Here is a 19,206-nt window from a genome sequence, read left to right as displayed (position 1 = left end):
ATTTTACTCCAGGCCCAGCGCTTCTTTCTTGGACCGCGCCCAAGTGCTTACAAGGTGGTCTACCATCAGTCCCATGAAGGCGACGGCAAGACCCAGCACCAGCCCCTTGCCCACATCTGTGGAAGACAGTGCCCGCTGCATTTCCTGGCCGAGGTCCTGGGTGCCGATGAATGCCGCGATGATCACCATGAACAGCGAGAACATCACCGACTGGTTGACCCCGACCATGATGGTCGGCAGCGCCATCGGCAGCCGCACCTTCCACAGTGTCTGCATCCTTGTGGCGCCGGACATGTCGGCAGCCTCAATCAGGGTTTCCGGTACTTGCCGCAGCCCTTCAATGGTGTAGCGAACCAGCGGTACCGCCGCGAACAGAACCACCGCGCCGACCACGGCCACATCATTGACACCGAACAGCATGACAACCGGGATCAGGTAGATGAAGCTGGGGAAGGTCTGGAGAGTGTCGCAGATCAGCAGCGCGAGGCTTGCGCGCTTCTCGTTGAAGGATCCCCAGATCCCCAGCGGGAAGCCCATCAACGATGCGATGGATACCGCCACTACTACGGTGTAGACGGTGATCATTGCGCGGTCCCACCAGCCGGACATGGCAATGAGGCCAAAGAAGCCCAAGCATACCAGTGCCGAGCGCAGGCCCCCGATGGCCCAGCCGGCCGCCGCGAGCAATGCTAAAATGGCGGCATAGGGCATCCACAAAAATGCATCACGGATCGGGATCAGTACCCAAGTGATCAGAAACCACCGCAGCCATTGAGTGACAGGGTCGATCAATACAATGAACCAGTCCGCAACCGCATCAATCGGCTTGGAGATCGTGAAGGCGTCCCGGCGGCCGATCTGGTCCATCAAGGGAACGAACTGCGCCAGCACGAGGCACGCCAGGGACAGGCCAGCACCGATCAGCAGGAACTTGTTGCGAACGGCAAAGGAGGTGCCCTTCTCGAAGTGCTCAGGCTGCTTGGTGGCCCAGGCCTTGGTGCAGCGGTCCAGCATGACGGCCAGCAGCACGATGGTGATGCCGATTTCGACCGACCGGCCGATTTTCAGCGCCTGCAGCAGCTGCAGCAGTTTCTGGCCGAGGCCCGGCATACCGATGAAGCTGGCCAGAACCACCATGGCAAGGCATTGCATGATCACCTGGTTCACACCAACCAGGATCTCGGTCCGGGCTGTTGGGATGCGAACGTAGCGCAGCAGTTGCCAGCGGGTGGAGCCGCACATGTGGCCGCTTTCGATCACCTCATGCGGGACCTTGCGCAGACCCAAGAGCGACATGCGGATCATCGGCGGCACCGAGAAGATGATGGTGACGATGGCCCCTGCCTTGGGACCGACGCCGATAAAGACGACGACCGGAATCATATAGGCAAAATGCGGCAGGCTTTGCGCAATGTTGAGGACCGGGTTCAGGATCCTTTCAAAGGCCTTGGAGCGCCAGGCGAGAATGCCCATCACAAGGCCGAACAGGATTGAGAACGGCGCGGCAACGACGATCACGGAAAGGGTCTCCATCGCCCATTTCCACTGGCCCATGATGGCGATCCAGACAAAGGTGCCGCCGGTCAGAAGCGACAGCCGCCATCCCTGCAAGGCATAGCCGATGACAAAGCCGATGCTGGCGATCACGGTCCAGGGGATAGGGCCGATGCGGGGCCACCGGTTCTTGCCGTACAGCAGATTGGCAGTCACATCGAGCAGCCATTCGACGCCGTCGGCAAAGGCACGGGTCAGGTAGAGAAGGCCCAGATCGTCGCGGACAAAAACAAAGAGTGCATTGATCCAGTCAGCGAAGGGAAGGATCAGCCACTCTGGCGGCCGCACCAGTCCGGCAGGCAAAACCGAATTGCCAATGGCCAGAAGGCAGGCTGCGATGAAAATCGTCCAGCCTGTCCGGGCCCGCGTCCAGGTCTGAGGCTTGCCCGCAAGAGTCATCGTCTGGTCTGTCATGACCCTGCTCCCAGCAGCACATCGAGTGCTTCCTGGCGGCTCAATGCGCCAACCAAAGTGCCGCTATTGCTGGCCACAGGCAGGAAATCACGGCTGTCATTGACCAGCAGCCGGGCAAGTTCGGCAATGGTCTGCTTGTCGCCGACGGGAACGCCTGTCAGGTTGTGACCGTTGACCTCACGCGCCAGCACGCCGGCGTGGACCACGCGGGATTTCTCGATCTCCTCTGTGAATTTGGCGACATATTCGGTGGCAGGGTTCAGCACAATCTGGTCAGGTGTGTCGCATTGCTCCACCACGCCGTCCTTCATAATGGCGATACGGTCGGCAAGACGCAGGGCCTCGTCGAAGTCATGAGTGATGAAGACGATGGTTTTGCCCAGCATTTCCTGCAGGCGCAGGAACTCGTCCTGCATCTCGCGGCGGATCAGCGGATCCAGCGCGGAAAAGGGTTCGTCCAGGAACCAGATATCGGGCTCGATCGCCAGGCTGCGGGCGATGCCGACGCGCTGCTGCTGTCCGCCCGAGAGCTCGCGCGGGAAATAGTCCTCACGTCCGGACAGACCGACCAGCTCAATCACCTCCAGTGCCCTGGCGCGGCGTTCGTGGCGGTCCTGTCCGCGCATTTCCAGCGGGAAGGCCACATTGTCCAGCACGGTGCGGTGCGGCAACAGGCCGAAGCTTTGGAACACCATGCCCATCTTGTTGCGGCGCAGGTCAATCAGCTCTTTTTCGGACATTTCGCCGATGTTCTGGCCTTCGACCGTGACCTCGCCGCCAGTGATATCGATCAGCCGCGAAAGACAGCGCACAAAGGTCGACTTGCCAGAGCCGGACAGGCCCATGATCACAAGCATTTCCCCCTTGGCAATGTCCAGCGACACATCCCGAACGGCGGCGATATAACCCGCCTGGCGGATCTCATCAAAACCCGGGTTGCCGGTCAGAGACTTCAGATACTGTTCCGGATTGGCGCCAAACAGCTTCCAGACGTTTTTGCAGGAAATGACAGGGGCGGCTGCGGTCATGGCTTAACTTTCTATAGCAGGGAAACCGGGGCAGCAGGCCGCCCCGGCTGATTGACGTCATTGCTGGATTCAGGAGCCGGTCCAGGGTTTCCAGAGGTCTTCATTCTTCTCCAGCCATTCGGCTGCAGCGTCCTCCGGCTCCAACTCGTCAATGTCGACCAGCTTGGCCATCTCGGCGATCTGCGGATTGGTAAAGCTGATCTGGGTCAGCGTTTCATAGGCCGCGGGCCACTTGTCCTTCATGCCGTCCCATGCGGCCTTCTTGAGGTAGCCGTTTGCCGGGTTGCCGCAGTCATAGGTGGCATCCGGATTTGGTCCGACCGCCGGATCTTTGTCGCAGCCCTCTTCCCATTTCGGAAATTCGACAAATTCTCCCGGCCAGACGGCCTCTGCAAAGTTCGGGGTCCAGTTGAAGATCACCACCGGTTTTTTGGTTTTTTCCGCCGCGGCCACTTCCGCCCAGAGCGCCGATGCGGAACCCGCGTTCACCACGGTGAAATTCATGTTCAACGCCTCGACACGCTCGGCATCATGCTTGAGCCAGTCGACCGGTCCGCCCAGAAAGCGGCCCTTATCGCCGGTTTCCGGGGTGGCAAATGCGGCAGCGCACTCGTTCAGCGCTTCCCAGCTTGGCAGACCGGGGCAGGCTTCTTTGGTCCAGGCCGGATACCACCAGTCCTCGCGGGTCACGGCGTTGTGGTCGCCCGCGTCATGCAGGCCGCCTTTAGCCAGTGCCTCGTTGAAGGACTTGCCAAAAGCGCCCTCCCAGACCTCAAGCTCCAGCGTTACATCCCCCAAGCGGACCGATTCATAGACGGCCTGACTGTCCGTGGAAACATACTCGACGCTGTTGCCCATGGACTCGAAAATCTGCCCGACAACATGGCTCATCACGATCTGGCTGGACCAATTATGGATAGGAATGATGATGGGGTCAGAGGAATCTTCTGCCATTGCCATCGGAGCTGCCATCGCCATTGCGGCGGCACTGGCCATAAGATGTTTCCGGAACTTCATTTTTCTCTCCCTGTTTTCGCAGTTCCGGTTCTATCGGCCGGAACCCTCTACTGTTTGAAAGCCGGGCTTTCGGAGACGGAAGCTAAGCAGCAGATGTGAACAGGTCAGCCCGCGCGGATGAACAGGCTGGTCAGCTTTGTTAAAATTTGTTAACTGAAGGGAAAGTTGGAGTGCTGGAGCTGCATGGCGCATATTCTGATCATTGAGGACGAGCCGGTCACCCGGAGCACTCTTGCCAGCTATCTGGATGCGCAAGGCTATGCGGTTTCGCAGGCCGAAACCGCCGAAGAGGCGGAACGGGTCCTGCAGACACGGGATGTCGATCTGCTTTTGGTCGACATCAATCTGCCCGGCAAAGACGGGCTGCAGATTACCCGGGAACAGAGAGCCAAATCCGACATGGGAATCATTCTCGTGACCGGCCGCGATGACGAAGTCGACAGAATCGTCGGTTTGGAGCTTGGTGCGGATGACTATGTCTGCAAGCCGTTCAACCGGCGTGAACTTCTGGCCAGGCTGAAGAACCTGCTGCGCCGCACGCAGGAGGCGCGGCGCCTGGCGCGCCGGGTTTACAACTTTGGAAATTTCCGGTTCGACATCGCTGCGCGGCACCTGCAAACCGTTGAGGGTGAAAGCGTGCCGCTGACCCGCGCCGAATTTGAAGTGCTGGATATGCTGATCAGCCGGGCGGGTGAGGTCGCCACACGCGACGCGCTGATGAGCCGGGTCACTCACCGGCAGTACGGGGCAAACCCGCGGACAGTGGATGTGCTGATCCGGCGCCTGCGCAGCAAGCTGGAAGAGGAACCTGCCAATCCCCGGATTATCACCACCGTGCACGGTGAAGGCTATGTGTTCACCGCCCCCTTGGGTTGACGGCTGTAATCGCGCAACACGCTGGAGAGAGCCTCCAGCACCTGCGGCGCCAGCGCGTTAACCTCGCGCATACACTCTGCGGCGGCAGCCCCGCTGCCATTGGCGGCGGCCTCCTCCAGATTTGCCAGCAGGCCGGCCAGGTCATGCTGACCGAAACTGCTGGCGGCGCCCTTCGCGCGATGGGCTTCCTCCGCCAGCCGGGTGAGGTCCTGCGCCGCATGGCTGGCGTCCATTTTCTCAACGCTCTTGGGAAGTTCCTGCTGAAAAAGGGCGGCGATTTCAAAGGCCCGCTCTGCGCCCAGATCCTGAATATTCTCCTGCATTTGCCGCAACAGGCTGGACCTCCTGTCCTGCTCGGGAGAGGATTGGCGGGCTGACAAATAAACCGCGCCATCGTGGCCCAGTGTGACGCTTTGCAGCGCCTTGGCAAGGCGTTCTGGTGAGACCGGTTTGGCCACGAAACCATTCATCCCGGCCTGTAAGTGGGTTTCGATCTGCTCTTCCTGCACATGCGCAGAGATGCCGATGACCGGCAGCCGAGACAGCCGCGGGTCCGGCAGCGCACGCAAGCGGCGGGTGGCCTCTGTGCCGCTGATGCCAGGCAAGTTGACATCCATCAGTATCAGGTCGAAGCGGGCCTCCGGGAGGAGCGCCAGCGCTGCCTCCGCGCTTGCTACGCATTGGCAGCTGTGCCCCATGCGTTCCAAGTAGCCCTGTGCAACCATCTGATTGATCTCATTGTCTTCCACCACAAGAACCGACAGCGGGCTACCAGTCGGTTTGACCGGAGCTGGCGGGTCTTCCGGCATCAGGTCTGCAGGGTCTCCGGGCGCCAGTTCCACTGCCAGGGTGAAGACAGAGCCGACGTTCTTAGTGCTTTCCAGGGACAGGCGGGCGCCGATTGCCTGTGCGAAATGCCTGCTGATCGCCAGACCCAGTCCCGTGCCGCCGAACTTGCGGGCGGTTTCCGTATCCTCTTGTTCGAATGCCTCGAAGATGCGCGCCTTGGCATCCTGAGAAATGCCTTTGCCGGTATCGCTGACTTCAAAAGTGATCCAGTGCTGTCCGCCCAAGTCGCCATTTGTGCGAACCCGCAGAATGACTTCGCCTGTGTCGGTGAATTTCAGTGCGTTCGACAGCAGGTTGAAGAGGATCTGCCGCAGCTTGGCGGCGTCTCCCTTCACTACTCCGGGGAGGTCTTCTGGCACATCCAGCCACAGATGGATCCCTTTGCTGTCCGCGCCCGGGCGCAGCAGGACAATGATGTCGTCCACAAGGCCGCGCAGTGAAAACGTGACGTCTTCCCGGACCAGCGCACCGCTTTCGATTTTGGAATAGTCCAGAATATCGTTCAGGATCTTCAGCAAGTTCTGACCCGACACCAGTGCAGCGCGCAGGCGTTCCATTTGCCGGGGCGGCAGGCCTTCGTCAGAGAGGCTGCGGAGCATGCCCAGCACACCGTTCATCGGTGTGCGGATTTCGTGGCTCATCATCGCCAGGAATTCAGATTTGGCCTGATCGGCAGCTTCTGCCTTTTGACGGGCCTCGTCGTGAGCCTCAACTTCTTCCCGCAGCCGTTCCGTCTGATCGTCGACAAGAGATTGCAAGTTGTTGCGGTGTTCCCTGAGCTCCTGTTCGTTGCGGTCGCGGACCTTTTCAAGTTCCTGCTTGTCGAGAGCCTGCTGGCGGAACACTTCCACTGCGGCTTCCATACGGGCGATCTCGTCCTGTCCGCGGGGGCGGACGGGATGATCCAGCTGGCCGCGCATAAGCGCCGCCATGGTACCTGCCAGCTGGTTGAGGCGGCGTGTGATGCTGCCGCGCACATAGAACCAAAGAACAGCCAGTGACAGCAGGAACCCGGTGATGGCGGCAAACCCGTTGCGAAGCTGTGCCCGCTGAACATCGGCTGCGGCAGCATTTCCTGAGCTGATCGCCCGCGCCTGTGCCTGATCGGCGACGGTCGAGGCCTCATCTCCGAGCCGCAGCGCTGTGTTCTGTAACTCCTGCTTCAGTGTGTTGATGCGGGTTTCAGTGGTCAGGATGCGGACACGCAGGCCGAAAAGGCCGGCGTTGCCGTCCGTCACGGTTTGCAGCTGGGCGGCATAGCCTTCTGCCTGCTGGCGGCGGCCGGGATCGCGAATTGCCTTTATCCGGCGCGAAACGATATTCAGGCGGCTCGCCAGTGCGCTCTCGATCTCCTCCAGTTCGGCTTCGTTGCCTGCTTCTTCAATTCGGTTGATCAGAAGTCCGATCTCAGCGGTTTGCGACCTCAGCTCGAACATCAGGCCAAGCTGGAAAAGATCCACCTCAATCAGTTTGTCAAGCATATCGGTTCGCGCCTGCTCTTCCACCGGAGAGGTGCCCGGTCCGTACAGGCTCGAAATGACGGCAGTTGTTCCCATCTCGGCATTGGCAACCAGAGTGTCGGCCATACTCAGCAGGTTGTTCGCCGCGGTCAGATTACGGGTGGTCAGCTGTTTGAGCCCGCTGTGCAGCGCGATGCGGGTTTCTACCAGCTCATCTAGCAGCGCCAGCGCCCTTGCAGCATCTGTAACGGTCTCCCGCAGCCGGCTGGATCCGGCTATGCCGCCACGCTCCAGTGCATCCAGCCGCCGGGTGAGCGCTGCGATCTGACCGGAAAGAAACTGTGCCCGGTTTGCCCGTTCCGCCTGGGTCGCCACACCGGCCAGTTCCGGGGCAATGGCTATGATCCGGGTGCTTTCCTCTGCGATGCCACGCACCTCCGCGATGGCGGGGATGGTTTGGCTGATCACTTCTGCCTGGCGGCGTGCAAGCACACGCAATTCGACCAGCCCAAGAATGCCGGCAAGAGTCGGCAGCCCCGCAATGACGATGAATGCGAGGCTCAATTTTCCGCCGAGGCCGAGCTTTCCTAACATTCGGGAACTTTCGCCTGCATTTGCGGATTTCGCAAATTTGAATTTCCCTTTTCCGTCCCGCTGCCTATCCTCCGCCCTCGGAGAAGGGGACCTCATGCGCGCATTTTTTCTATTGCTTTTCTCGTGTTTCAGCACGGCAGCTGTTGCGGACGGCTGGCGGCTGCAGGTGCCGCGGACAGCTTTTGACTACGGCAGCGGGTTAGAGGCAGTCGACTATACGCCGCTCGAACGGGCGGCGCAGGAATGGCGCCTGTGCATTGCCTATCCGCACTTGAAAGATGCCTATTGGCTGAGCGTTAACTATGGGATGGTGGCAGAAGCCGCCCGGCTGGGCGTGTCTTTCAAGCTGGTCGAAGCAGGCGGTTATCCCAACCTCAGGCGGCAAATTCAGCAGACAGAGGCTTGTGTCGCCGATGGTGCCGATGCGCTGATCCTTGGCACCGTATCCTTCGCAGGTCTTACCAGCACGGTAGAGCAGATTGCGGCTTCTGTTCCGGTGGTTGCCGCGGTCAATGACATTGCCGATGCCGGGATCACGGCCAAGGTGGGGGTGTCCTGGACGGAAATGGGGGCCGAGGCAGGCAGGCTGATCGCCGCGCGCCATCCAAAGGGGGCAACTGAAGTCAAGGTCGCCTGGTTTCCTGGACCGGCCAAGGCGGGCTGGGTGGCCTTTGTCGAGGAGGGTTTCCGCGCCGCGCTTGCTGGCAGTTCAGCCAAGATCGCGGTTACGAAATATGGCGATACCGGACGCGAAATCCAGGTGCGGCTGGTCGAGGAGGCGCTGGATGCGGTTCCCGACCTCGACTACATTGCCGGTTCCGCGCCTGCTGCGGAAGCGGCAGTATCGGTGCTGCGCGCCCGCGGCATGCAGGGACAGGTTCAGGTTGTGTCAGATTACATGACCCACGCGGTTTACCGCGGGGTTCTTCGTGACCGCATCATTGCTGCTCCAACAGACTTTCCCGTTCTCCAGGGACGGCTGGCGGTTGAAATGGCAGTGCGTGCAATTGAAGGCAGTTTGCGTTTCAAACACGCTGGGCCTGCCATTAGGATTTTCGACCGCAGCACAGTGTCCGAGAACTTGCTGGACCAGACGCTGGCACCCGCAAGTTTCGTGCCTGTATTCGATTTTCAGCCGCATCAGTAAGAGCAAGGGCGTCAGGGCAGTGCAAGGCCTGACTGCCCCGTTGTTGACCGCTGGCCTGCAGCGGGCCATCCTGCGGCTATGGCTGCCAGCCGCCGCAATGGACTGCGGCATACGTTTTGCGGCTGTCATGACAGTGAGGCCTGCCATATGCCCGAGGCGCAGAAAAAAGGCTATCTGCACGACACCCACCGGCTGTGTGATCCTGCGCAGACGCTGTACAGGGTGCGTCCGCATCTGGCGGAAATGGGGATTACAAGGATTGCCAATCTGACCGGGCTGGACAGAGTTGGCCTGCCCACGGTGATGGTCACGCGGCCAAACTCCCGGTCAGTTGCCGTGTCGCTTGGTAAGGGGCTCACACTGGAGGCGGCCCAGGCCTCCGGCGTAATGGAGGCGATTGAGGCCTGGCATGCAGAGCGGATTAACCTGCCGCTGCGATCCTCCAGCTTTCACGACTTGCAGAAGGAGGCACTGGTTGCGGATGTGGCGCGGCTGCCGCGTGTGACCGGCGCCGGCTTTGACCCGCAACGGCGGACGTTGTGGATTGAAGGCACCGACTTGGCAACTGACACCGGGTACTGGATGCCTTATGAAATGGTGGATACCGACTATACCGGTCCTCCCGGCGGCGGGCAGGGAGCGTTCCCGCGCACCACAAACGGGCTGGCGTCGGGCAACAGCCTGGCAGAGGCTTCCTGCCATGCGGTTTGCGAGCTGATTGAGCGCGATGCGATCACCCTCTGGCACCATGCGGCGCCGGGACCGCGTATTGATCCGGGCACGATTGATGACACACGCTGCCAAGACGCGCTGGACCGCTTTGCCGCGGCGGGTCTTGACGCCGGTATCTGGAATATCACTTCTGACACCGGCGTGCCTGCGTTTCATTGCATGATTTGCGAAGCAGGGTGCCGGACTGGCCATATCGGTATTGGCAGCGGCTGTCATCCGGACCGGGCCATTGCCCTGCTGAGAGCGCTGACGGAGGCGGCACAGACCCGGTTGACCTATATTTCCGGAGCGCGCGACGATCTGGATCCGGCGGAATTCACGCCTGCGTCGGCCGTTGAACGCACCCAGTACGTTCGCCGTCTGCTTTTGCAATGCGAGGCCGCAGCCCGGTTTCAGGATTGCCCGACTTTTTCCTCACCTTCTTTCGAAGAGGATCAGTGCTGGCTGCTGAACAGACTGGAAGCAGCCGGCATAACGCAGGTGCTGACTGTAGACCTGTCACGTCCCGGGTTGGGAGTGCACGTGGTGCGCGCCGTGATCCCCGGATTGGAAGCGCCGCACGATGATCCTGATTTCATTGCCGGCGCGCGGGCACTGCGGGCGGCGGAGGCAGGCCAGTGACTGCTGTGGTGTTCGCCGGACCGACGATCGGGGAGGAGGAGACGCAAGCTCTGCTGCCGGGTGCGATCGTGCTGCCCCCTGCCGGTCAGGGGGATATTTACAATGCAGCGCGCCAGGGTGCCGAAGCAATCGGGCTGATTGACGGCTATTTTGAAGGGGTTCCCTCGGTCTGGCACAAGGAGATCCTGTGGGCAATGGAACAGGGCATTCCCGTGTTCGGCAGCGCCAGCATGGGGGCCTTGCGGGCGGCAGAGCTGTCGTCCTTTGGTATGATTGGCATTGGCAGGATTTATCAGGACTATGCTTCAGGCGTGATCATCGACGATGACGAAGTTGCCGTCCTTCACAGCCCTGCTGAGCTGGGTTATGCGCCGCTGAGCGAGCCAATGGTCTCGATCCGGGCGACGGTGGAACGCGCGGCGGCCAGCTCGATTCTGGACACGGAGCAGGCGGCGGCCGTCCTGCAGGCCGCCAAGACCCGGTTTTATCAGCAGCGGACCTGGAAACTGATTTTGGCGGATCTTCCAATGTCGCCCTGGCGCGACCGGTTTGCGGCCTGGTTGAAGACAGGTGCGGTGGATGCCAAACGCAATGACGCGAGGGAGATGCTGGAACGAATGTCTGAGTTTCTCAACTCAGGGGCACCGGCGGCTGTCCAAACCTGCGAAAGGATGGAACAGACACTTGCCTGGCAGGATTTGGTACGCAGGGCTGAGGTGCAAGAGCGCAGCTTGCAGGAGGCAGACAGCAGGGTACTGGATGAATTGCGGCTGGAGCCGGAGCGCTATGCTGTGTTCCGGAACAGGGCAGCGCTGCGCCTCCTGGCGTTGCAAGAGGCGCGCAGGTCGGGAATTCAGCCGGGGCGGGAAGCCCTTTTGGCGCAGTTGAACAGCCACCGGCAGATGCACAGCCTGTACCGCAGCAGGGATCTGCAGGCGTGGCTGCAGGCCAATGGGATAACTGCCGCGCAATACGAGGCGGAACTGGCCCAGGCAGCCCAAGCCGCTGAGGCGGCCAGCGGTTTGGGCGGCTTGGAACCCAGCATGCTGTCGGAGCTCCGATTGGCAGGCGCCTATGCCGGACTGAAACTGCGGGCAGATGCCAAGCAGGAACAAGCCGCTGAACTGTTGAAGCCGGATGTTTCCATGCAGCAGGCAGAGCGGTGGCAAGCGGCTGCCTGGTATTTCGAGAGCTGCCTCCATCGGGAAATTCCAGAGGATTTGGAGGCATACGCGGCAAGTATTGGAATTGGAGCTGAAGAATTCTTTGAGCTGATCCGGCAGGAATTCATGTATCATCTAGAGTTAGAAGCACGAACTGCGCCGGAAAGCAGGGGTGAGGCAGGGCAAGACGGGTGAAACCTCCGCAGGATTGGAGGCTCTATGGACGACCCCTTTTGGGCGGTGGAGGAAGCACCAGGAACGAGGTTTCTTCTGTTTCCGCAATCGCCGTTCCGGACTGAAAACCCGGTGCTGGAAATGATCGAAATATCCGCGCCGCCGGGTTCGATCGGCCCAGGCCCGTCGGGACCTCGAATGTACACGGTCAATGCCCTGGGCAAGACGATACCTTATGGTGCGATTGTGCAAGGACCTGCTGGTCCGGGCATGTATCTGCCGCCATGGCATGGAGAGCTGCAAGCACAGCCGGAGCCAGATCATGACGGGCATTTCCTCCACATAGAGCCGTCTGATCCCAGGTTCGAAGCGGCGCATCTGTTTGCTGCGGCGCATTTCACCCTCGATGTCTGGGAAGCCTATTTCGGCCATGAGATTGCCTGGCATTTTGCCCGCGACTACGACCGGCTCGAGCTATCTCTGCTTCCAAGCCTGGACAATGCGCATATCGGCTGGGGGTTTCTGGAAACCGGCGGCACCAGTGAACACGGCGGAGAATACCGCGCCTACAGCCTTAACTTTGATGTCGTTGCCCATGAGATCGGCCACGCCATTATTTACAGCATCGCAGGGATGCCGGTTTCGGAAGATGTTCCCGGTGAATATTACGGGTTTCATGAATCCGCGGCGGATATGGTCGCGCTGATCGCTTCCCTGCATTTCGGATCTGTGGTTGAGGGTCTGCTGGAGAACACCAGAGGCAATCTTTACACTTTCAACCAGCTGAACCGTTTTGCAGAACTTGCCGGCAACGCGCAAATCCGGATGGCTGCGAACACCCGGCTGTTGGATGATTTCGTATGCGGCTGGAGCAGCGAGCACGCCCTGTCTGAACCCCTGACCGGGGCGATGTTTGATATTCTTGTAGATATCTTTCACGAACGGCTTCTTGTGCACGGGCTGATTACCCCGGAAATGGAGGACCTGTCAGACCAGCTAGAGGACAGCCCCTATTATGGAGAGGTCATGCAAGCGTTGTTCGATGCCCGCTATGCTGCTGATCCGGAAGGGTTCCGCCTGGCCCTATTGGAAGCCCGGGACATTCTCGGCTCCTATCTGGCTGCGGCATGGAGCATGCTGGATGCAGAGACCCTGACGTATGCAGCGGTGGAGCAGGCGCTGCTGATGGTTGACCAGAAATCGACCGGAGGAGCATTTCATTCAATCATCGAAGGCAATTTTCGGATGCGCGGGATCGGCCTGGTTCAGGCCGGGCCGCGTCTGGGTGAAGCCGGCGAGGACAGTCATGCGCATTCCGTGCGGACACGGGTGCCAGACGATTAACCTGTGTATTGGCTATAAAATTTATCCGTTTTGTGGTACTTTCATCCTGAGGGAGAGTTTTGTGGAAGCCCGCAGTTGCAGTTTGCTGCTGGACCCGCTGCAAAAAGACCTTCTTGTGTAGTTTCAATAGCCACGGGAGTATGTGCGGTGGCCGAGTCTTTACTGAGTTTTTCCGAAGTGCTGTTATTTGGACGCCTCCTGAATGACCTTCAGATCGTTAGATCCGATATCAAGGAAACGGTTCGCGTCGCGACCGTCGAGAAGGTGAACCTCAACAATACCGACACCGAGCTGGACGGGGTTGAGATTGCCGAGAACGATCTGGTTCTGGTGCGTCGAAACAATGCCAATGAGAATGGCATCTATAAAGTCACCTCGGGTGCCAGCAACACATTGAAACTGGTCCCACAACCGAAGATCCCCTTGGGAGGAAGGGTTGCCGTTCTGGAAGGTGTTGAGTTCGGGGATACCGTCTGGACCCAAACTCATACCAAGGACTCTACAAAACAGCTCTACAAGCAAGCCGGGTTGCGCGGGCGCGGCGGAAACAATCTATTGGATGCGCAACTCAGCCTGCATGCCAAATTCGCCCGGATATACGGTTTTGCCTATGAGGGTACCTACTTTGAGCTGCCGGAGCCTACCTTGTTCTTGGTGCATGGCGAGGGCAAGAGCGCGACAGAGAAAGACAAACCCGATGATCAGGGCGCTCGCGCGCCTTTAGACCCTTCAATAACGGGGGTCGCCTCTGCCGAGTATCAAATTTCTAACGATATCAAGGTCTGGGAATACGATAAGGCGGACTATTCAATCCGTATGGATGTGATGACAGGCATGCTGGAACAGGTGCTGCTGGATGTTTACTTCGGCAGCGGTCCCGATATCAGCGGTGCCAAGGTAAGCGGCGCAAAGGTAAGCGGTGCCAAAGTCAGCGGCGCGAAGGTCAGCGGTGCCAAGGTGAGCGGCGCCAAGGTCAGCGGGGCAAAGGCGCGCGGGTCTGGCGACTGAACCGGCTGCTGCCAAACTAGTGGAAGTACGGCGGCGCGGCAGAAACGGGCGCGCCGCAACCCGTTTCAGAACCCCGCTTTCTTAAGCCCTTCGACAAAATGCTGGGTGTCTTCCTCCAGACGGTCGGGCTGCACTTGGGTCCAGCGGTCCAGTGAAAAATTCGGATGCGCCTCGCGATGCCGGGCTGCCATGTCCCGCGCCAGTTCCATCTTGCCGAGTTGGGCATAGCTTGCGGCCAGCATACGCTGGCCCTCGGTCGGGTTGTTCATCTTGGTCAGCGTGTCGATCACGGCATCATATTCCTTCAGATTATAGTAGGCGCCGCCCAGGTGCCAAAGATACTGATCCGGGAAGTAGGGGTTCAGCCGCATCGCTTGTTTCAGGTTGCTGATAGCGGTTTCATTGTCGCCTGAATGGGCCAGCGCATCCGCGTAATCGGACAGCAGGTCGGCGTCATTCGGGTTGAGAGACAGGGCGCGCTGATAGGCGCCAATCGCAGCATCGTGCTCCTTGCGGTAGAGATGCACAAATCCCAGTTCGCCGAATCCGCGGGCGTCAGTCGGATCCAACTCCACAGCTCTTTGCGCAAAACCGAGGGCCGTATCCAGCGCGTGGTCCGAATCCTTGGCCCAGGAATACCGCCAGTCGATGTTCATCGTGCGGGAAATTGCTGCCGAGGCCCGGGCATAGTCCTGGTCCCGGGCGAGGGCGCGTTCGTACAGTGCTTGCGCTTCGTGATTGTCCTGCCGTGTATAACGGAAGATGTACTGCTGTCCGCGCAGAACATAACCATAGGCGGCAAGGTCGGCAGGCGCAGCTTGCGACATCCGTTTGCGCTCCTGTGCTTCGATCAGAACCGCAGTGGCTGCAACAACAGCGTCAGTGACCTCATCCTGTATGGCAAAAATGTCGTCTATTTCCCGGTCGTACCGCTCCCCCCAAATGGTACGGCCGGAATCCGCGTCAATCAGCTCAATCGCAATGCGGATCCGGGAGGCCGCCCGCCGGACGCTGCCCCGTGCGACATAGCGCACGCCAAGCTCGCGTGCGGCATCCTGAGGCGGCATTGACCGCGCCTTGAAGAAGAAGGCGGAATTGCGAGCTATGACAAAGAGGTTCTTGAACTTGGACAGGTTCAGGATGATGTCTTCTGTCAGGCCATCAGCAAACCAGTTGTCACTTGGATCTCCGCCGAGGTTTGTAAACGGCAGCACAGCAACCGAGGGAATGTCCGGCTGCTGCGGCTGCACAGGGTGGTTTGCCGGGCGCAGCGTGGCCGCCATTGCCGCTCCCTCGATCTCGCTGCGGACACAATAAGCCGGGACCGGTTCCGCAATATTCTTGAGCCGCCGCGGACCCAGAAATTCGAAACCGAAGCGAAGCCGGTTGCGGATTTGCTCATACACAGAAGCGCTGACATAGACGCGGCCCGGCTCGGCGATTTCCTGAAGCCGGGCGGCAATATTGACGTTGTCGCCATGAATGCCGCGGTCGTCGACCAGGATTTCACCCATGTGGACACCTGCCCGGAACCGCAGTTGCTGATCCTCAGCCCGGCTGCGGTTGTTCTGGTCTGCGATCCGGTGCAGTTCGACCCCGAATTTGACCGCATCAGTGGCAGTTTCGAACAAAGCCAGGACGCCATCTCCCCGGACCGCAACAACCTGCCCGTCATGCAGCTGGCAAGCGGCTTCCAGCTGCTCCAGAAGGGACTTCAGCGCGCTGTACGTATCGATCTCGTCATTACCCATCAGCCGGGCATAACCGACCACATCCGCAAACAGCACCGCGCCAAGCTGACGCCGGACATGGTTCTCCTTGTCTTGGCCGCTCACAAGCTGTCCTCCCCTCGTGAGAATGGCTGAAACCGGCAGTTTGCCGGATCCGGTGCTGTGTGATGCCAGGCAGAGCGAAACTGCTTAGCCGTCTGGCGGGTCCAACGGGCCTGGCGGCCAGGCCCAGCCGGAGCTTCCTGATCCGCGGAACCGGGCTGTGCAGGCGGCGTCGAGCTCCCGCGCAAGGGCCGCGCGGCGGGTGTTCCATTCGCCGCGCAACAGCCCTACGCAGATCATGTCGTAAAACCGGCCGTCTGCGAACCAGGCTTCCCGCATGGTGCCTTCAGCTGCAAACCCGGCCCGTGATGTCATCTGCTGGCTGCGCAGGTTGTCGGCCCGGTAGTAGGATGTAACGCGATTTAGCCCGATCTGCCGGAACGCAAAGTCCAGAACCAGCGCCATGGAACGAATACCGATACCTTGCCGGCGCCGGCTTTCCTCAATGAACAATGCGATGACAGCATCGCGGTTAACAGAGGATACGCTTTCCAGTCCTGTAATTCCGCAAAGCTCGCCTGTTTCTGCTGTGATGGCAAACCAGTGTCTGCCGGGTTCCTTGGCAGCCTCTGCAGCCTGCCCCCATGAGGTTTCCATGCCTTCTGAATTGAAGGGTGCCCGGACGGAGCGGTCAAAGCGCGCCAGATCGGCGACGTTCTGAAACCAGACGGCCATGGAGGCAAAGTCGCCTTTCTCCAGCGGCCGGAGCCAGAAAGATGGTGACTGCCGCTGCGGCATTTACCTTCCCTTCCATTGTTTTAGGTTCCAAATGAGCGCCCTTGCACCCGGAAGATGAGTCCCAGTCCGACAATACCACATTCTTTTCCGGTTGGGGGCGGTCACTGCAGCATTGTTTGAGGTGATCACTCTTGCGGGGTGACGTGCTCCCCTGAAATGTCCGCGTTTTGAAGCTAGCTCTGTTCAGGGTTTGGTCCTCTACTGACCTTTGGTGATACTCCCGCGGGGTGAGCCCGTCGAGGCTCGAATGCGGGCGGTGGTGATTGTAATCCTCGTGCCAAGCCGCGATCAGGTCTCGGGCTTGGCGCAAAGTGGCAAACAGGTGCTCGTTCAGGCACTCGTCACGCAGTCGGCCATTGAAGCTTTCCACGAAGCCGTTTTGCATTGGCTTGCCAGGGGCAATGTAGTGCCACTCGACCTTGCGGGCCTCTTGCCATTTCAGGATGGCGTTCGACGTCCGTTCCGTTCCGCTCGCCATTGTCCTCGGACCAATGGCGGACAAAGCTCGCTCGCTGACCACCATGCAGGAGGAGCCGCGCAGCCGGGCGATGTTGTCCAGTTCACGCGCCACGCATTGCCCGGAAAGAGACGTGTCGACCACGCAGGCCAGGCACTCCCGGCTGAAGTCGTCAATGACGCACAGACCCGGAAACGGCGCCCGTCTGACAGGCTGCCGGACACGAAGTCCAGCGACCATCTTTGGTTCGGGCCTTGCGGGATTGCCGTCGGCGCACGGGTGCCAATGGCGCGTTTTCGCCCGCCGCGCTTGCGCACCGTCAGGCCCTCTTCGCGGTAGATCCGGTAGAGTTTCTTCCAGTTCACTTGCCAGCCCTCCCGGTTCAGCAGAATATGCAGGCGCCGATAACCCAACCGCCTGCGTTCTCCGGACAACTCTTTCAACCGCTGACGCAGCCCCTGGTCCTCCGGCCTGCTTGACCTTCGCCGATAGACACCCGGATCAAGCCCGCCCAAGGCACACGCCCGCCGCTGGTTATAGTTCTTCTCTGTCATGGCCCAGTCCACGGCACGTTTCCGAGCACCGGGCTTCAGAAGGGTCCGCAGGCTCACTCGAACGCATGGCGTTCGCCTGCTTCCATTCCCAGCATTTCCATGAGTGCGGCGACGTCGGGCATGTGCTCCGCAAGCATCTTCTTCAACTTGACGTTCTCGGCCTCCAGGGCCTTCAGCCTCTTGGCCTCGGACACTTCCATACCGCCATACTTCGAGCGCCATTTGTAGAAGGTGCCATCGCTGATACCGTGCTTGCGGCACAGTTCCTTGGTACCTATCCCGGCCTGGTGCTCCTTCAAGATGCCAAGGATCTGCTCGTCGCTGAACCGGCTTTTCCGCATTGTCTGGCTCCTCGTGTGGAGAACAGGCTAACTTCAAAACGCGGACATTTCAGGGGAGCACGTCAAAACCATCCCAAAGTTCAAGACATGGGCCTCGCAACTGCAGTCGAAGATGTCAGAGGGAGCGCCTCTGAGAGCACGACCACAATACGGTGTTCCTTACCACAATTGCTGGCTGACAGCAAAAATCCCACGCTCTTGTCGGGTACAAGATCTTACGTGATGCTTGCTTGGTCGCATCACACTGCATTTGAACACCATTCAGCGTGGCGTCGCCATTTCTTGATAGAGCTTTGAGTGATCAACACGGACAAGCAGTCATTTGCGCAGCCGCAGTGAAAGGTCGCTTTGTCCCGCGACCTGTAAGTTGCCTCATGAAGCGGTTATGGCTTATGCTGGGTGCATTCTGACCCTTGATAAACGGGACCGTTGTTAAGGAACGATCCCTTTTGCAGGAGCAGGACTTGGCTGTTTTGCCGGGTCAACTGGGCCCTCTGAAAGAGACCGTAGAAATCCGCGCGGCGCGCGCGGATTGCATATCCCAATAGTCGTGGCAGGGCATCGACGGGCTGCGCCCACCCTGCTTTGCCCTCCGGAAGACACGAGGTCTTCCGAAATGAAAATCAGGGAAGGCTTCGCCACTGGCGGAACAGGAGGCGCGAGCGGGGATGTTGGAGACACGAAAAAGGAAAGGTTCTGTCGCAAATGGCAAACTATGTGTCAGCTAAAGTGTTGATTTTAGGTCAGTTGAAAGACCCATGCTCACACTAATCTTTCCTTTTGCGACTCAAAGGTTTTCCTTCGACTGAAGCAGATTTTCACGCTGCGCGCAGCAAAATCGAGCTTGAGCCCAAGGGAGCCATTGTAGTTTCTCGCCGCGTACGCAGCGCAATCGTCACGGCGACTGCACTATTGTCAATGCTGCTCAGCGGTGTGAAATGCGGCTGTCCAAGTAGTACCCTGAGAAACAGACAGCTCGCAGATGCGAGCGGCCCGAATTTGCCCATACAGCCTTTGACCTGCCCCCCGCTGGTCCCTCGTTCATGACGAGAGTCTGCGGGTTTGATTTTGATAGTCGTCGGTTTCGGGCTTGGCAAGCGCGCCGGGCGCGGAGCCCTCAAATTGCTTAAGCGTCCGGCGCGCTTCGGCCGGCGTTTTGTTCCCGAGCCATGAGTGCGGACTGACGGTGTTGTAATCGTAACGCCAGAGCGCCAGCTTCCGGCGGACATCGTCCAGGGTGTCAATTATCTCCTCGTTCAGCAGTTCGTCGCGCAGGCTGCCGTTGAATGACTCGAAAAAGGCG

General features: G+C 59.6%; 13 protein-coding genes and 1 pseudogene. 6 read left to right on the top strand and 8 right to left on the bottom strand.

Annotation, left to right across the window (positions count from 1 at the left end):
- Positions 1–3 precede the first annotated feature (3 nt).
- The 3 genes from N6L27_RS18485 to N6L27_RS18475 form a co-directional block, all read right to left on the bottom strand.
- The gene (locus N6L27_RS18485) at positions 4–1,968 is read right to left on the bottom strand and encodes an ABC transporter permease (RefSeq protein ID WP_271908833.1); all 1,965 of its coding nucleotides are present in this window, start codon (positions 1,966–1,968) and stop codon (positions 4–6) included.
- Positions 1,965–2,996 carry a quaternary amine ABC transporter ATP-binding protein gene (locus tag N6L27_RS18480; protein ID WP_271908832.1) on the bottom strand — a complete coding sequence of 344 codons (1,032 nt, stop codon included), beginning with the start codon at positions 2,994–2,996 and terminating at the stop codon, positions 1,965–1,967. The genes N6L27_RS18485 and N6L27_RS18480 overlap by 4 nt, the downstream gene beginning before the upstream one ends.
- A 69-nt stretch (positions 2,997–3,065) precedes the next feature.
- Positions 3,066–4,013: an ABC transporter substrate-binding protein gene (locus N6L27_RS18475; protein WP_271908831.1), complete on the bottom strand. Its 948-nt coding sequence runs from the start codon at positions 4,011–4,013 to the stop codon at positions 3,066–3,068.
- A gap of 183 nt (positions 4,014–4,196) precedes the next feature.
- Between N6L27_RS18475 and N6L27_RS18470 the strand changes: the two genes are divergently transcribed.
- Positions 4,197–4,889 carry a response regulator gene (locus N6L27_RS18470; RefSeq protein WP_271908830.1) on the top strand — a complete coding sequence of 231 codons (693 nt, stop codon included), beginning with the start codon at positions 4,197–4,199 and terminating at the stop codon, positions 4,887–4,889.
- On the opposite strand, the gene torS is transcribed toward N6L27_RS18470, so the two are convergent.
- Entirely contained in the window at positions 4,862–7,792 is a 2,931-nt protein-coding gene (torS, locus tag N6L27_RS18465) for a TMAO reductase system sensor histidine kinase/response regulator TorS (protein ID WP_271908829.1), read from the bottom strand. The genes N6L27_RS18470 and torS overlap by 28 nt on opposite strands.
- Before the next feature lie 94 nt (positions 7,793–7,886).
- Here torS and torT point away from each other — a divergent pair, with 94 nt between their 5' ends.
- The 5 genes from torT to N6L27_RS18440 all read left to right on the top strand — a co-directional run bounded on the left by torT (position 7,887) and on the right by N6L27_RS18440 (position 13,981).
- Positions 7,887–8,939 (top strand): TMAO reductase system periplasmic protein TorT, encoded by a 1,053-nt coding sequence (gene torT / locus N6L27_RS18460; protein ID WP_271908828.1) that lies wholly within the window; start codon positions 7,887–7,889, stop codon positions 8,937–8,939.
- Positions 8,940–9,017: 78 nt separating this feature from the next.
- Positions 9,018–10,292 (top strand): YcaO-like family protein, encoded by a 1,275-nt coding sequence (locus N6L27_RS18455; RefSeq protein ID WP_271908827.1) that lies wholly within the window; start codon positions 9,018–9,020, stop codon positions 10,290–10,292.
- Positions 10,289–11,650 (top strand): TfuA-like protein, encoded by a 1,362-nt coding sequence (locus tag N6L27_RS18450; protein WP_271908826.1) that lies wholly within the window; start codon positions 10,289–10,291, stop codon positions 11,648–11,650. Before N6L27_RS18455 ends, N6L27_RS18450 begins: the two co-directional genes overlap by 4 nt.
- A 24-nt stretch (positions 11,651–11,674) precedes the next feature.
- Positions 11,675–12,973: a hypothetical protein gene (locus N6L27_RS18445; RefSeq protein ID WP_271908825.1), complete on the top strand. Its 1,299-nt coding sequence runs from the start codon at positions 11,675–11,677 to the stop codon at positions 12,971–12,973.
- Positions 12,974–13,120: 147 nt separating this feature from the next.
- Positions 13,121–13,981, top strand: coding sequence for a hypothetical protein (locus N6L27_RS18440; RefSeq protein ID WP_271908824.1), 861 nt, complete (start codon positions 13,121–13,123; stop codon positions 13,979–13,981).
- A gap of 65 nt (positions 13,982–14,046) precedes the next feature.
- On the opposite strand, the gene N6L27_RS18435 is transcribed toward N6L27_RS18440, so the two are convergent.
- From N6L27_RS18435 to N6L27_RS18420, 4 genes and pseudogenes are all read right to left on the bottom strand, one after another.
- Positions 14,047–15,816: an adenylate/guanylate cyclase domain-containing protein gene (locus tag N6L27_RS18435; protein ID WP_271908823.1), complete on the bottom strand. Its 1,770-nt coding sequence runs from the start codon at positions 15,814–15,816 to the stop codon at positions 14,047–14,049.
- An 84-nt stretch (positions 15,817–15,900) separates the two neighbouring features.
- Entirely contained in the window at positions 15,901–16,488 is a 588-nt protein-coding gene (locus tag N6L27_RS18430) for a GNAT family N-acetyltransferase (RefSeq protein WP_271908822.1), read from the bottom strand.
- 235 nt (positions 16,489–16,723) lie between these two features.
- A pseudogene (locus tag N6L27_RS18425) lies at positions 16,724–17,903 on the bottom strand (IS3 family transposase); the annotation flags it as partial.
- A gap of 1,041 nt (positions 17,904–18,944) precedes the next feature.
- Positions 18,945–19,206: integrase core domain-containing protein (locus N6L27_RS18420; protein WP_271908821.1), on the bottom strand; the 262-nt coding region annotated here is incomplete at its 5' end.

Source organism: Leisingera sp. SS27 (assembly GCF_028368855.1).
In the GTDB taxonomy this organism is placed as follows: Bacteria; Pseudomonadota; Alphaproteobacteria; order Rhodobacterales; family Rhodobacteraceae; genus Leisingera.
The sequence above is the reverse complement of the archived record's forward strand: the minus strand, read 5'-3'. Positions and strand labels throughout refer to the sequence as shown.